At 56.6% G+C, this 228-nt stretch carries 1 protein-coding gene; it reads left to right on the top strand.

Annotated elements, in window-relative coordinates; translation table 11 throughout:
- Positions 1–228 (top strand): DUF3422 family protein (locus tag MRS74_RS23735; RefSeq protein WP_254582742.1); only part of this gene is annotated, 228 nt, incomplete at both ends.

Here is a 228-nt window from a genome sequence, read left to right as displayed (position 1 = left end):
GCAACGGCTGTGCGAGATCGAGACCTATAAGTCGATCTCAATGCTGGGGCTCAGCCGGGTGCGATCCATGTCTGGGCGTATGGCGGAACTGGAAACCAGCCTGACCGGGCTGATTGCCAACCCAACCGGCAATGAAAAGAATGCCGACGATACGTTGCAGGAACTTCTGGCAATTTCCGCAGAATTGGAGAGCCTCAGCGCACGGTCCTCATTTCGATTTGGGGCCAC

This window comes from Marinobacterium sedimentorum (assembly GCF_024267675.1).
In the GTDB taxonomy this organism is placed as follows: domain Bacteria; phylum Pseudomonadota; class Gammaproteobacteria; order Pseudomonadales; family Balneatricaceae; genus Marinobacterium_A; species Marinobacterium_A sedimentorum.
This window is presented reverse-complemented; position numbering and strand designations above follow the sequence as displayed.